1 protein-coding gene and 1 pseudogene are annotated in these 913 nt (G+C 70.8%); both read right to left on the reverse strand.

Annotated elements, in window-relative coordinates; all coding sequences use genetic code 11:
- Nucleotides 1-221: pseudogene (locus FVW27_RS20685) on the reverse strand (hypothetical protein); the annotation flags it as partial.
- Nucleotides 218-913: efflux RND transporter periplasmic adaptor subunit (locus tag FVW27_RS17190; RefSeq protein ID WP_167127501.1), on the reverse strand; the 696-nt coding region annotated here is incomplete at its 5' end. The pseudogene FVW27_RS20685 and the gene FVW27_RS17190, both read right to left, overlap by 4 nt.

Below are 913 nucleotides of genomic sequence, written 5' to 3' on the forward strand. Positions count from 1 at the left end.
GGCATGCCGGGCCGGGGCGCGGAAGGCGCGGCGGCGCAGCCCGCCGCCAGCACCGCGGACAGCAGGAGGCACGGCAGAAGGTACGATCTGCCTGACGCGCGGCGGAACCATGCACGCCGGATTACTGCCCGTCTGGCCAGGCGGGCCGGATTGGCCGAATTGGCCGGATTGGCCGGACGGGCTCCCGCGTCGTTACGCCCGGAACGCACCGGTGTGGTCATCCCCGCACCCCCCTGCCGGTTGCGGTCTTTGTCCGGATGGCCCGCGCACCGGCGTCGCGCAGCGGCACCACCACCTCGGGAAATTGTCCGTCCTTGGCCTGCAAAGGTACGGAGACGGTCTGGCTGGCGGGTACAGTCTGGCCTGATTGCCCGGTCAACCCTCTGCCCGTTTTTTCGGCCTGTTCCCCGCTGGCGCGGGGCACGGTGCCGCCCGCAGCAGTGCCGTGCCCGGTGTCGTCGAAATACACGTCCACCTGCTGGCCCACGTAGGCGGGCATGTCCTTGGCGTCGAAAGCGTACAGCACCTGCAACACGCGGATGTCCACGCGCTCGGTGGTGTCGCCGGTCAGGGACGTCTTGGGCAGCACGTAGGGCTCCACCCGCACGAAGCGCAGCGGGGCGGAAAAGTCGCGGTTACCCCGCAAGAACACCGTGGCGGGCATGCCCGCGCGGTAGCGCCAGGCGATGTTCTCGTCGATGTCCACCCGCACGTGCAGGCGGCTGACGTCGCCCAGCATGACCAGCGGAGTGGAAAGCACGCCCGCCGTGGCGTATTCGCCCTCGCTCACGTTCACCTGCAGCACCGTGGCGTCCATGGGGGCGCGCACGCACAGCCGTTCCAGGTCCACCTCCATGGCGCGGGCGGCCGCCTCGGCCTGGGCCGCGTCCGCCGTGGCCGAAGCCAGCGCGGT

This window comes from Nitratidesulfovibrio liaohensis (assembly GCF_011682075.1).
Classification (GTDB): Bacteria; Desulfobacterota; Desulfovibrionia; order Desulfovibrionales; family Desulfovibrionaceae; genus Cupidesulfovibrio; species Cupidesulfovibrio liaohensis.